At 70.6% G+C, this 12,231-nt stretch carries 11 protein-coding genes; 1 reads left to right on the forward strand and 10 read right to left on the reverse strand.

What is annotated here, in order from left to right:
* Positions 1–201 precede the first annotated feature (201 nt).
* From pyrF to pyrR, 8 genes are all read right to left on the reverse strand, one after another.
* Positions 202–1,065, reverse strand: coding sequence for an orotidine-5'-phosphate decarboxylase (gene pyrF / locus BGK67_RS08110; protein ID WP_069919415.1), 864 nt, complete (start codon positions 1,063–1,065; stop codon positions 202–204).
* A complete protein-coding gene (locus tag BGK67_RS08115; RefSeq protein WP_069919418.1) occupies positions 1,062–2,171 on the reverse strand; it encodes a quinone-dependent dihydroorotate dehydrogenase in 1,110 nt (369 codons plus the stop codon). The genes pyrF and BGK67_RS08115 overlap by 4 nt, the downstream gene beginning before the upstream one ends.
* Before the next feature lie 78 nt (positions 2,172–2,249).
* Positions 2,250–5,558, reverse strand: a complete 3,309-nt coding sequence (gene carB, locus BGK67_RS08120; RefSeq protein WP_069919421.1) for a carbamoyl-phosphate synthase large subunit — start codon at positions 5,556–5,558, stop codon at positions 2,250–2,252.
* Complete coding sequence (carA, locus tag BGK67_RS08125) at positions 5,551–6,708, reverse strand: glutamine-hydrolyzing carbamoyl-phosphate synthase small subunit (protein ID WP_069919424.1); 1,158 nt, start codon at positions 6,706–6,708, stop codon at positions 5,551–5,553. Before carA ends, carB begins: the two co-directional genes overlap by 8 nt.
* The gene (locus tag BGK67_RS08130) at positions 6,705–7,295 is read right to left on the reverse strand and encodes a PH-like domain-containing protein (protein ID WP_069919427.1); all 591 of its coding nucleotides are present in this window, start codon (positions 7,293–7,295) and stop codon (positions 6,705–6,707) included. Before BGK67_RS08130 ends, carA begins: the two co-directional genes overlap by 4 nt.
* Positions 7,292–8,578, reverse strand: coding sequence for a dihydroorotase (locus BGK67_RS08135; RefSeq protein ID WP_069919430.1), 1,287 nt, complete (start codon positions 8,576–8,578; stop codon positions 7,292–7,294). The genes BGK67_RS08130 and BGK67_RS08135 overlap by 4 nt, the downstream gene beginning before the upstream one ends.
* 2 nt (positions 8,579–8,580) lie before the next feature.
* A complete protein-coding gene (locus BGK67_RS08140; RefSeq protein WP_069919433.1) occupies positions 8,581–9,573 on the reverse strand; it encodes an aspartate carbamoyltransferase catalytic subunit in 993 nt (330 codons plus the stop codon).
* A gap of 95 nt (positions 9,574–9,668) precedes the next feature.
* Positions 9,669–10,250 (reverse strand): bifunctional pyr operon transcriptional regulator/uracil phosphoribosyltransferase PyrR, encoded by a 582-nt coding sequence (gene pyrR, locus BGK67_RS08145; protein WP_069919435.1) that lies wholly within the window; start codon positions 10,248–10,250, stop codon positions 9,669–9,671.
* A 288-nt stretch (positions 10,251–10,538) separates the two neighbouring features.
* On the opposite strand from pyrR, the gene bldD reads away from it, so the two are divergent.
* Positions 10,539–11,039: a transcriptional regulator BldD gene (gene bldD / locus BGK67_RS08150; protein WP_007263032.1), complete on the forward strand. Its 501-nt coding sequence runs from the start codon at positions 10,539–10,541 to the stop codon at positions 11,037–11,039.
* 178 nt (positions 11,040–11,217) lie between these two features.
* Here the strand turns inward: bldD and nusB are convergent, their stop codons facing one another.
* Positions 11,218–11,646, reverse strand: coding sequence for a transcription antitermination factor NusB (gene nusB / locus BGK67_RS08155; protein ID WP_069919438.1), 429 nt, complete (start codon positions 11,644–11,646; stop codon positions 11,218–11,220).
* Between the two features lie 2 nt (positions 11,647–11,648).
* On the reverse strand, positions 11,649–12,215 hold the full coding sequence (gene efp, locus BGK67_RS08160) for an elongation factor P (RefSeq protein WP_048477874.1): 567 nt from the start codon (positions 12,213–12,215) through the stop codon (positions 11,649–11,651).
* Positions 12,216–12,231: the final 16 nt, after the last annotated feature.

Genomic DNA, 12,231 nt, shown 5'->3' on the forward strand with positions numbered 1-12,231 from the left:
ACAGCGGTATTGCTCGTTCGCTGCGCGTTCGCTCTGCTCGGAGACTAGCGGCCATGGCCGCTCCAGTCAGCGAGAACGGACGAAAAGTCCTGGTCAGCCTCCACTGAACCGTACATCACGGACAAAATACCCCTGTTTTGTCCGGTGAAAGCCGTTCGAATTTCGTCAAAGCTTCCGGAGTTCCCGCCGCGCACGACGGTGTCAGTGACGCACGTCACGCCCCTGCGCGGACACGGCGGCGCGGATCTCCTCCGCGAAGGCGCCCGCACTGGCCCGCAGCGCGGCGACGTCCGGCCCGTGCCCGAGCACCCCCCGCGACACGTTCGGCACGACATTGCGGACGGCCTTGCCGAACACGGCCGGCAGGTCCGCCGCCGTCGCCCCCTGCGCGCCGATCCCCGGCGCCAGCAGCGGCCCGTTGATGTCCAGGTCGAAGGAGGACAGGTCGCCCAGCGTCGCGCCGACCACGGCTCCGAAGGAGCCCATGGGCTCGGCGCCCGCGTTCTCGGCCGCCAGGTGCGCCAGCATCGTCGCGCCGACCGACCGGCCGTCCGCACGGACCGCCCGCTGCACCTCCGCCCCTTCCGGGTTCGAGGTCAGGGCGAGCACGAAGAGGCCCGCCCCCGACTCCCGCGCCAGCGCCACGGCGGGCTCCAGCGAGCCGTAGCCCAGGTACGGGGACACCGTCAGCGCGTCGGAGAAGAGCGGCGAGGCGGGGTCCAGGAAGGCCGAGGCGTACGCCCCCATGGTCGAGCCGATGTCGCCGCGCTTGGCGTCCATCACGACCAGGGCGCCCGCGGCGCGGGCGTCCGCGACGGTCCGCTCCAGCACGGCGACGCCCCGCGAGCCGAACCGCTCGAAGAAGGCGGCCTGCGGCTTGAAGACCGCCACCGTGTCCGCCAGCGCCTCGACGACCGTGCGGGAGAACCGCTCCAGGCCCGCCACGCCGTCGTCCAGGCCCCACTGGGCCAGCAGCGCCGCGTGCGGGTCGATGCCCACGCACAGCGGGCCGCGTGAGTCCATCGCCTCGCGGAGGCGGGTGCCGAACGGGGTCACAGTGCTCACTTGGCGGCCTTTCGGGTCTCGGCGCCCACCGCTTCGGCGAGCGTCGCGTACGGGCTGTCGGCCAGGCGCGCCGCCAGGCCCTTGTGGATGGCGCGGGCGTATCGGGGGCCCTCGTAGATGAAGGCGCTGTAGCCCTGGATCAGCGTCGCGCCGGCCAGGATCCGCTGCCAGGCGTCCTCGGCGTTCTCGATGCCCCCGACGCCGACGAGGACCAGCCGGTCCCCCACACGGGCGTACAGGCGGCGCAGGACCTCCAGCGAGCGCTCCTTGACCGGGGCGCCGGACAGGCCCCCGGTCTCCTTGACCAGCTCGGGCGGGGAGGCCAGGCCGAGGCCCTCGCGGGCGATCGTGGTGTTCGTGGCGATGATGCCGTCCAGACCGAGCTCCAGGGCCAGGTCCGCGACCGCGTCGACGTCCTCGTCCGCGAGGTCCGGGGCGATCTTGACCAGCAGCGGGACCCGGCGGTCGGTGACGACCCGGTCCGCGGCCTCGCGCACGGCGGACAGCAGCGGGCGCAGCGACTCGGTGGCCTGGAGGTTGCGCAGCCCCGGGGTGTTGGGCGAGGAGACGTTCACGACGAGGTAGTCGGCGTGCCGGGCGAGGCGCTCGGTCGAGGCGACGTAGTCCGCCACCGCCTCGTCCTCCGGCACCACCTTGGTCTTGCCGATGTTCACGCCGACGACCGTCTTGAAGACGGGCGTACGGGCGGCCAGGCGCGCGGCCACGGCCGCCGAGCCCTCGTTGTTGAAGCCCATCCGATTGATCAGCGCGCGGTCCGCGACCAGCCGGAACAGCCGCTTCTTCGGGTTGCCCGGCTGCGCCTCGGCGGTGACGGTGCCGATCTCGACGTGGTCGAATCCGAGCATCGACATGCCGTCGATGGCGACGGCGTTCTTGTCGAAGCCGGCCGCGAGGCCGAAGGGGCCGTGCATCCGCAGGCCGAGGGCCTCGGTGCGCAGCTCCTTGAGGCGCGGGGCGAGCCAGGCCGCGACGAAGGTGCGCAGCCCGGGCACGCGGGCAGCCAGGCGGATCCAGCGGAAGGCCAGGTAGTGGGCCTGCTCCGGGTCCATGCGCTTGAAGACGAGGTTGAAGAACAGTTTGTACATCGTCCGAAATATCCCTTGTGCGCTCATGAAAGGGGGGACACCGGTCGCTGTGCCGGTGCCCCCCTTTCGTACGGGCTGCTAGTCGCGGGCCGCGGTCAGGTGCTCCGCGTGCTCCTGGAGGGAGCGGACGCCCACGTCGCCGTGGCCCAGCGCCTCGATGCCCTGGACGGCCGCGGCGAGGGCCTGGACCGTGGTCAGGCACGGGACGCTGCGTGCCACGGCCGCCGTGCGGATCTCGTAGCCGTCGAGGCGGCCGCCGGTGCCGTACGGGGTGTTGACGATCAGGTCGACCTGCCCGTCGTGGATCAGCTGGACGATGGTCTTCTCGCCGCCCGGGCCCTCGCCCTCGCTGAGCTTGCGCACCACGGTGGCGTTGATGCCGTTGCGGCGCAGCACCTCGGCGGTGCCGGAGGTGGCCATCAGCTCGAAGCCGTGCGCGACCAGCTCGCGCGCCGGGAAGATCATCGAGCGCTTGTCGCGGTTGGCGACGGAGATGAAGGCGCGGCCCTTGGTGGGCAGCGGGCCGTAGGCGCCGGCCTGCGACTTGGCGTAGGCCGTGCCGAAGACGGCGTCGATGCCCATGACCTCGCCGGTGGAGCGCATCTCCGGGCCGAGGACGGTGTCCACGCCCCGGCCGTGGATGTCGCGGAAGCGCGACCACGGCATCACGGCCTCCTTGACGGAGATCGGCGCGTCGATCGGCAGGGTGCCGCCGTCGCCGGTCTTCGGCAGCAGGCCCTCGGCGCGCAGCTCCGCGATGGTGCTGCCGAGCGAGATGCGGGCGGCGGCCTTCGCGAGGGGGACGGCGGTCGCCTTCGAGGTGAAGGGGACGGTCCGGGAGGCGCGCGGGTTGGCCTCGAGGACGTAGAGGATGTCACCCGCCATCGCGAACTGGATGTTGATCAGGCCGCGTACGCCGACGCCCTTGGCGATGGCCTCGGTGGAGGCGCGCAGCCGCTTGATGTCGAAGCCGCCGAGGGTGATCGGGGGCAGCGCGCACGCGGAGTCGCCGGAGTGGATGCCGGCTTCCTCGATGTGCTCCATGACGCCGCCGAGGTAGAGCTCGGTGCCGTCGTACAGGGCGTCGACGTCGATCTCGATGGCGTCGTCGAGGAAGCGGTCGACCAGCACGGGGCGGGTCGGGGAGATCTCGGTGGACTCGGCGATGTACGACTCCAGCCGGGCCTCGTCGTAGACGATCTCCATGCCGCGGCCGCCGAGCACGTAGGACGGCCGGACGAGGACCGGGTAGCCGATCTCGTCGGCGATGGCCTTCGCACCCGTGAAGGTGGTGGCGGTGCCGTGCTTGGGGGCGGGCAGTCCGGCCTCGGCGAGGACCTGGCCGAAGGCGCCGCGGTCCTCGGCGGCGTGGATGGCCTCGGGCGAGGTGCCGACGACGGGCACGCCGTTGTCCTTGAGCGCCTGCGCCAGGCCGAGCGGGGTCTGGCCGCCGAGCTGGACGATGACACCGGCGATCGGGCCGGCCAGCGACTCGGCGTGGACGATCTCCAGCACGTCTTCCAGCGTCAGCGGCTCGAAGTACAGGCGGTCGGAGGTGTCGTAGTCGGTGGAGACGGTCTCCGGGTTGCAGTTGACCATCACGGTCTCGTAGCCCGCGTCGCTGAGCGCGAAGGAGGCGTGGACGCAGGAGTAGTCGAACTCGATGCCCTGGCCGATGCGGTTCGGGCCGGAGCCCAGGATAATGACCGCGGGCTTCTCGCGCGGGGCGACCTCGGACTCCTCGTCGTACGAGGAGTAGAAGTACGGGGTCTTCGCGGCGAACTCGGCGGCGCAGGTGTCGACCGTCTTGTAGACCGGGCGGACGCCGAGCGCGTGCCGGACCTCGCGGACGACGTCCTCGCGCAGGCCCCGGATCTCGGCGATCTGGACGTCGGAGAAGCCGTGGCGCTTGGCCTCGGCGAGCAGCTCGGGGTGGAGCTTGTCGGCGGCGGCCAGCTCGTCCGCGATCTCCTTGATGAGGAAGAGCTGGTCGACGAACCAGGGGTCGATCTTCGTGGACTCGAAGACCTCTTCCTGGGTGGCGCCGGCGCGGATGGCCTGCATGACGGTGTTGATGCGGCCGTCGGTGGGGCGGACCGCGGTGGCGAGCAGCTCGGCCTTGTCGCCGGGCTCGCCGACGAAGGTGAACTGCGAGCCCTTCTTCTCCAGGGAGCGCAGGGCCTTCTGGAGCGCCTCGGTGAAGTTGCGGCCGATGGCCATGGCCTCGCCCACCGACTTCATGGTGGTGGTGAGGGTGGAGTCGGCGAGCGGGAACTTCTCGAACGCGAAGCGCGGGGCCTTGACGACGACGTAGTCGAGGGTCGGCTCGAAGGAGGCCGGGGTCTTCTCGGTGATGTCGTTGGGGACCTCGTCGAGCGTGTAGCCGATGGCCAGCTTGGCGGCGATCTTGGCGATCGGGAAGCCGGTGGCCTTCGACGCGAGCGCCGAGGAGCGGGAGACGCGCGGGTTCATCTCGATGACGATGACGCGGCCGTCGACCGGGTCGATCGCGAACTGGATGTTGCAGCCGCCGGTGTCGACGCCGACCTCGCGGATGATCGCGATGCCGATGTCGCGCAGCCGCTGGTACTCGCGGTCGGTGAGGGTCATCGCCGGGGCGACGGTGATCGAGTCACCGGTGTGGACGCCCATCGGGTCGAAGTTCTCGATGGAGCAGACGACGACCACGTTGTCCTTGGTGTCGCGCATCAGCTCGAGCTCGTACTCCTTCCAGCCGAGGATGGACTCCTCCAGGAGCACCTCGGTGGTCGGGGAGAGCGTGAGGCCCTGGCCGGCGATGCGGCGCAGCTCGTCCTCGTCGTGGGCGAAGCCGGAGCCGGCGCCGCCCATGGTGAAGGAGGGGCGCACGACGACGGGGTAGCCGCCGAGGGTCTCGACGCCCGCGAGGACGTCGTCCATGGAGTGGCAGATGACCGAGCGGGCGGACTCGCCGTAGCCGATCTTGGCCTTGACGGCCTCGACGACGCCCTTGAAGAGGTCGCGGTCCTCGCCCTTGTGGATGGCCTCGACGTTGGCGCCGATGAGCTCGACGCCGTACTTCTCCAGCACACCCTGCTCGTGCATGGAGATCGCGGTGTTGAGCGCGGTCTGGCCGCCGAGGGTGGGGAGCAGCGCGTCGGGGCGCTCCTTGGCGATGATCTTCTCGACGAACTCGGGGGTGATCGGCTCGACGTACGTGGCGTCGGCGATCTCCGGGTCGGTCATGATCGTCGCCGGGTTGGAGTTCACCAGGATGACCCGCAGGCCCTCGGCCTTGAGGACGCGGCAGGCCTGGGTGCCGGAGTAGTCGAACTCGGCGGCCTGGCCGATGACGATCGGGCCGGAGCCGATGACCAGGACGGACTGGATATCGGTGCGCTTAGGCACGCTCGGCCTCCATCTGGGCGGTTTCCATCAAAGACGTGAAGCGGTCGAAGAGGTACGCGGCGTCGTGCGGGCCGGCAGCCGCCTCGGGGTGGTACTGGACGCTGAAGGCCGGCTGGTCGAGCAGCCGGAGGCCCTCGACGACCTGGTCGTTCAGGCAGACGTGGGAGACCTCGACGCGGCCGTAGGGGGTCTCGGAGACCTTGTCGAGGGGCGCGTCGACGGCGAAGCCGTGGTTGTGCGCGGTGACCTCGACCTTGCCGGTGGTGCGGTCCTGCACCGGCTGGTTGATGCCGCGGTGGCCGTACTTCAGCTTGTAGGTGCCGAAGCCGAGCGCGCGGCCCAGGATCTGGTTGCCGAAGCAGATGCCGAAGAGCGGCGTCTTGCGCTCCAGCACGCCCCGCATGACGGCGACGGGGCCGTCGGCGGTGGCCGGGTCGCCCGGGCCGTTGGAGAAGAACACGCCGTCCGGGTTGACCGCGTACACGTCCTCGACGGTGGCGGTGGCGGGCAGCACGTGCACCTCGATGCCGCGCTGGGCCATCCGGTGCGGGGTCATGCCCTTGATGCCGAGGTCGACGGCGGCCACGGTGAACTTCTTCTCGCCGATGGCGGGGACGACGTACGCCTCCTTGGTGGCGACCTCGGCGGAGAGGTTCGCGCCCTTCATCTGCGGGACTTCCCGGACGCGGGCCAGCAGGGCCTCGTCGTCGGCGACCGAGGCGCCGGAGAAGATGCCGACGCGCATGGCACCGCGCTCGCGCAGGTGGCGGGTCAGGGCCCGGGTGTCGACGCCGCAGATGCCGACGACGCCCTGCGCGACGAGCTCCTCGTCCAGCGACCGCCGGGAGCGCCAGTTGGAGGGGACGCGGGCGGGGTCGCGCACGACGTAGCCGGCCACCCAGATGCGGGAGGACTCGGGGTCCTCGTCGTTGACGCCGGTGTTGCCCACGTGCGGGGCGGTCATCACGACGACCTGGCGGTGGTACGACGGGTCGGTGAGGGTCTCCTGGTAGCCGGTCATGCCGGTGGAGAACACGGCCTCGCCGAAGGTCTCCCCGTGGGCGCCGTAGGCGCGGCCACGGAAGATCCGACCGTCCTCCAGGACAAGTACGGCGGGAGTTTTGGCTGCTCCCCTGGTGGAGGTCGTCATCGTTCGGCGCCTTCCGTCGTGATGGATGAGTCGGATGAGTTCATGAGGTTGATCGCCTCGACCCAGGCGGCGTGCTCGGCCGCGCGGTCGGAGCGGAATCCGGAGTCGATCAGCTTGTCACCGTGCGCCCAGGTGACGACGAGCAGACCGCCCTCGGTGAGTACCTTGCCCGCGATTCCCTTGTCGAGGCGGGCGCCGCGCAGCTGCGCGGCCGGTACGAAGAAGTCGCCTGCGCCCGGACGGACCACGTCGAGGCCCGCGTCGGTGAGCGTGAGCTCGACCCGGCTGCGCAGGCCCAGACCGTGGGCGACGATCCGGTCGAGCCACTGCCCGGCGGTGGTGGACCCGTGGTACCGGCCGGTCAGCGCCATCCGGTGGGCGGGGAGGCCGTCGGGGGCGGCGGGCAGCTCCGGCAGATCGTTCTGCAGAGCGCCGCGCCATTTCCAGCCCTGCCGCATCAGCCAGTACACGAAGGCGATGAAGACGGCCAGGCCGATCACCCACGCGATGCGGGCGCCGACGCTGGTCACCTCCGCCGACTGTCGCTCCGCGGCCTCGGCGGCCAGTTGGATTACTGCAGGTGTCACGCCAGTTTCCCGTCCACGACCGTTGCCCGGCCCCGCAGGAAGGTGTGAGTGACGCGCCCCGGCAGCTCACGGCCCTCGTAAGGCGTGTTGCGGCTGCGGGAGGCGAAGTGTGCGGGGTCCACGACACCACGGTACGAGGTATCGACCAAGGTCAGGTTCGCGGGTTCACCTGCCGAGACGGGACGGCCGTGGTTCTCCAGGCTGCCGATGCGCGCCGGGGCGAAGGACATCCGCTCGGCGACGCCCGCCCAGTCGAGCAGTCCGGTCTCCACCATCGTCTGCTGGACGACGGAGAGCGCGGTCTCCAGGCCGACCATGCCCATGGCGGCGGCGGCCCACTCGCAGTCCTTGTCCTCGTGCGGGTGCGGGGCGTGGTCGGTGGCCACGATGTCGATCGTGCCGTCGGCGAGCGCCTCGCGCAGGGCCATGACGTCGCGCTCGGTGCGCAGCGGCGGGTTGACCTTGTAGACCGCGTTGTAGGAGCGGACGAGCTCGTCGGTGAGGAGGAGGTGGTGCGGGGTGACCTCGGCGGTGACGTCGATGCCGCGGGACTTGGCCCAGCGGACGATCTCGACGGAGCCGGCGGTGGAGAGGTGGCAGATGTGCACGCGGGAGCCGACGTGCTCGGCGAGCAGGACGTCGCGGGCGATGATCGACTCCTCGGCGACGGCCGGCCAGCCGCCCAGGCCCAGCTCGGCGGAGACGACGCCCTCGTTCATCTGGGCGCCCTCGGTCAGCCGGGGCTCCTGGGCGTGCTGGGCGACGACGCCGCCGAAGGCCTTCACGTACTCCAGGGCGCGGCGCATGATCACGGCGTCGTCGACGCACTTGCCGTCGTCGGAGAAGACGGTGACGCGGGCGGCGGAGTCGTGCATGGCGCCCAGTTCGGAGAGCTGCTTGCCCTCCAGGCCGACGGTGACGGCGCCGATGGGCTGCACGTCGCAGTAGCCGGACTCCTTGCCCAGGCGCCAGACCTGCTCGACGACGCCGGCGGTGTCGGCTACGGGGAAGGTGTTCGCCATGGCGAAGACGGCGGTGAATCCGCCGGAGGCGGCGGCGCGGGTGCCGGTGAGCACGGTCTCGGAGTCCTCGCGGCCCGGCTCGCGCAGGTGGGTGTGCAGGTCGACGAGACCGGGGAGGAGGACCTGGCCCTCGGCCTCGATGACGGTCGCGCCGTCGGCGGAGAGGTTCTGACCGACCTCGGCGATGGTCTCGCCGTCGATCAGGACGTCCTGCGCCTCGCCGCCGAGGACCTTCGCGCCACGGATAAGGATCTTGCTCATGGTTACTTGGTCTCCTCGGTGCGCGCGGCGGCGGGGGTGGTGGTGACGGCGGGCTCGGAGCCGCCGAGCAGCAGGTACAGGACGGCCATCCGGGTGGAGACGCCGTTGGCGACCTGCTCGACGGCCGTGCAGCGGTCGGAGTCGGCTACGGCGGCGGTGATCTCCATGCCGCGGTTCATCGGGCCGGGGTGCATCACGATGGCGTGCTCGGGCATCTTCGCCATGCGGTCGCCGTCGAGCCCGTACCGGCGGGAGTACTCGCGCTCGGTCGGGAAGAAGGCGGCGTTCATGCGTTCGCGCTGCACACGCAGCATCATCACCGCATCCGACTTCGGCAGCACCTCGTCCAGGTTGTACGAGACCTCGCACGGCCAGCTCTCGACGCCGATCGGGACCAGCGTGGGCGGGGCCACCACGGTGACCTCGGCGCCGAGGGTGTGCAGCAGCTGGACGTTGGAGCGGGCGACCCGGCTGTGCAGGACGTCGCCGACGATGGTGATGCGGCGCCCGTTCAGGTCCTTGCCGAGGCCGGCGTCACGGCCGACCAGGCGGCGGCGCATGGTGAAGGCGTCCAGCAGGGCCTGGGTGGGGTGCTCGTGGGTGCCGTCGCCGGCGTTGACCACGGCGGAGTCGATCCAGCCGGAGGTCGCGAGCCGGTAGGGGGCGCCGGAGGCGTGGTGGCGGATGACGACGGCGTCGGCGCCCATCGCCTCGAGGGTCAGGGCGGTGTCCTTCAGGGATTCGCCCTTGGAAACCGAGGAGCCCTTGGCGGAGAAGTTGATGACGTCGGCGGAGAGCCGCTTGGCGGCCGCCTCGAAGGAGATCCGGGTGCGGGTCGAGTCCTCGAAGAAGAGGTTGACGACCGTGAGACCGCGCAGGGTGGGCAGCTTCTTGATCGGCCGGTCCGCGACGCGGGCCATCTCCTCGGCGGTGTCGAGGATCAGGACGGCGTCGTCGCGGGAGAGGTCGGCGGCCGAGATGAGGTGGCGCTTCATCTGGATGGCTCCGTAGGTCAGGAGGGCAGGCGGGGTTCGGGGCAGGGCAGGCTTCGGCGCGGACCCCCCGCGGGGACCCGGTTCACTCGAACGGGCTACTGCCCGGCTGCCTGGGGGGTCCGCTGGCCGAGCAGCACGGCGTCACGGCCGTCCTCCTCCTGGAGCTGGACCTTGACGGTCTCCCGCAGCGACGTGGGGAGGTTCTTGCCGACGTAGTCGGCACGGATGGGAAGCTCGCGGTGGCCGCGGTCGACGAGGACGGCGAGCTGCACGGCGCGCGGGCGGCCGAGGTCGCCGAGGGCGTCGAGGGCGGCGCGGATGGTGCGGCCGGAGAAGAGCACGTCGTCGACGAGGACGACGAGGCGCCCGTCGAGGTCGTCGCCGGGGATCTCGGTGCGGCCGATCGCGCGGGCGGGCTTCATGCGCAGGTCGTCGCGGTACATGGTGATGTCGAGGGAGCCGACCGGGATCTTCGTGCCGGTGATCTCTTCGAGCTTGGCGGCCAGCCGGCGGGCGAGGTACACGCCGCGGGTGGGAATGCCGAGGAGCACCACGTCGTCGGCGCCCTTGGCGCGTTCGACGATCTCGTGGGCGATGCGGGTCAGGACCCGGGCGATGTCCTGCGCCTCCAGTACGGGGCGCGCGGCATCGGTGTGGTGCGCGTTCTGGGCGTCCATGGAAAGGACCTCCTTCTCCGCCTCACGGGACGGACCTTAAAGGACGTCTGATGTACGCGTCCCACCGTACCAGGGGGCCGCCGGTGCACCGTACCCGGCCTCCCGTCGAGGGCTCCCGCAAAGCCCGCGGGGACCGCTCTCACGGGGGCGATGGAGACCATTCGGCTTGACGCATCCAAGTAACGCTGCGTAACCTCACAGTGAGTTACCAGCCGCGCGGCGGAGCCGCACGTAGTTACGTAGTCGCAGTGCCCAAGCCGTCACAGCGTCACAGCGTCCGGGAGCGTTATGTCCAGCGAATACGCCAAACAGCTCGGGGCCAAGCTCCGTGCCATCCGCACCCAGCAGGGCCTCTCCCTCCATGGTGTCGAGGAGAAGTCCCAGGGCCGGTGGAAGGCCGTCGTGGTCGGTTCTTACGAGCGCGGAGACCGCGCCGTGACCGTCCAGCGCCTTGCCGAGCTGGCGGACTTCTACGGGGTGCCGGTGCAGGAGCTCCTGCCGGGCACGACTCCGGGCGGAGCGGCCGAGCCGCCGCCGAAGCTGCGTCTCGACCTGGAGCGCCTGGCGGGCGTGCCCGCCGAGAAGGCCGGTCCGCTCCAGCGCTACGCGGCGACGATCCAGAGCCAGCGCGGCGACTACAACGGCAAGGTGCTGTCGATCCGCCAGGACGACCTGCGCACTCTGGCCGTCATCTACGACCAGTCCCCCTCGGTCCTGACCGAGCAGCTGATCAGCTGGGGCGTGCTGGACGCGGATGCGCGTCGCGCCGTGGCGCACGAGGACATCTAGCCTCGTCCAGTCCCAGCAGAAACGTTTACCGGCGGGTGCCGGGAGCCCAGGAGGCTCCCGGCACCCGCCGTTTTCGCGTCGTGCCCGCGGTCGCGGGATCCGCCCCGGCCCCCGCACACACAGCGGAGGGGCCGCGGCATACGCCGCGGCCCCTCCGCTCAGCCGAATCCGCCGCGGCCTACTGGCGGCGCAGGTTCGGCTTCAGTTCCTTGAAGCGGGCCAGCAGCCCGTTCACGAACGACGGGGAGTCGTCCGTCGAGAACTCCTTGGCCAGCTGGACGGCTTCGTCGATCGCCACCGCGTCCGGGGTCTCGTCCACCCAGATCAGCTCGTACGCGCCGAGCCGCAGGATGTTGCGGTCCACGACCGGCATGCGGTCGAGTTCCCAGTCCACGGCGTAGGTGACGATCAGGTCGTCGATGCGGTTCACCTTGTCGGCGTAGCCCTCGACGAGGTCCATCGTGAAGGCGTTGACCGGCGGCTGCCGGTCGTCCGACCGAGCGTGGCGGATCCAGTCCGCGAGGACCTCGCGCACGGGCACCCCGCGCTGGTCGGCCTCGAACAGGATCTGGAAAGCGCGCTTGCGCGCGTTGCTCCGGGCAGCCACGGTTAGCTGTTCACCCGGCCGAGGTAGTCGCTGGTGCGGGTGTCGACCTTGATCTTCTCTCCGGTGGTGACGAAGAGGGGGACCTGGATCTCGTGACCGGTCTCCAGGCGCGCCGGCTTGGTGCCGCCGGTGGAGCGGTCGCCCTGGACGCCCGGGTCGGTGTGCTCGATGACCAGCTCGACGGCGGCCGGGAGCTCGACGTAGAGCACCTCGCCCTCGTGCTGGGCGACGGAGGCGGTGAAGCCCTCGATCAGGAAGTTGGCGGCGTCGCCGACAGCCTTCTTGTCGACCATCAGCTGGTCGTAGGTCTGCATGTCCATGAAGACGAAGTACTCGCCGTCCATGTACGAGAACTGCATGTCACGCCGGTCGATCGTGGCGGTCTCGACCTTCGTGCCGGCGTTGAAGGTCTTGTCGACGACCTTGCCGGAGAGCACGTGCTTGAGCTTGGTGCGCACGAAGGCCGGGCCCTTGCCGGGCTTGACGTGCTGGAACTCGACGACGGACCAGAGCTGGCCACCGTCGAGCTTGAGCACCATGCCGTTCTTGAGGTCGTTCGTGGAAGCCACGGTTGCGGAATCTCCT

It is taken from the genome of Streptomyces subrutilus (assembly GCF_001746425.1).
GTDB lineage: Bacteria > Actinomycetota > Actinomycetes > Streptomycetales > Streptomycetaceae > Streptomyces > Streptomyces subrutilus_A.

Bases quoted from the DNA above. Each gene is read 5' to 3' on its own strand.
- bldD (WP_007263032.1), top strand. From the start codon at position 10,539: ATGTCCAGCGAATACGCCAAACAGCTCGGGGCCAAGCTCCGTGCCATC.
- carA (WP_069919424.1), bottom strand. From the start codon at position 6,708: ATGACGACCTCCACCAGGGGAGCAGCCAAAACTCCCGCCGTACTTGTC.
- pyrR (WP_069919435.1), bottom strand. From the start codon at position 10,250: ATGGACGCCCAGAACGCGCACCACACCGATGCCGCGCGCCCCGTACTG.
- BGK67_RS08135 (WP_069919430.1), bottom strand. From the start codon at position 8,578: ATGAGCAAGATCCTTATCCGTGGCGCGAAGGTCCTCGGCGGCGAGGCG.
- BGK67_RS08140 (WP_069919433.1), bottom strand. From the start codon at position 9,573: ATGAAGCGCCACCTCATCTCGGCCGCCGACCTCTCCCGCGACGACGCC.
- BGK67_RS08115 (WP_069919418.1), bottom strand. From the start codon at position 2,171: ATGTACAAACTGTTCTTCAACCTCGTCTTCAAGCGCATGGACCCGGAG.